Annotated in this window: 1 protein-coding gene; it reads right to left on the minus strand. The window is 46.9% G+C overall.

The genetic code is table 11. From position 1 onward, the window contains the following. On the minus strand, positions 1-209 hold a 209-nt coding region (locus F0U47_RS20905; RefSeq protein WP_149752389.1), incomplete at both ends, for a hypothetical protein.

The following is a 209-nucleotide window of genomic DNA, read 5'->3' on the forward strand; positions in this document are numbered from 1 at the left end:
GCGTTGGTTAAACCCGGAATTTCTGCAGTTGAGCCATCAATTTCGGCCGCTTTAGCCTTGTCAGCTGCATCTTTCTCCAGTTGATACTTGGCAGCTCGTAAGAGACGTAACTGTTCTGCCGAGTCGGTGCATGTCTTCGTTAAAGAACTTTCAGCTTGTCGTAAGGTACGCAACTCGTCATGAAGGGCTAACTGAACTTCATCTAAACA

The sequence above is a fragment of the Nocardioides antri genome (assembly GCF_008373765.1).
Taxonomy (GTDB): domain Bacteria; phylum Actinomycetota; class Actinomycetes; order Propionibacteriales; family Nocardioidaceae; genus Nocardioides; species Nocardioides antri.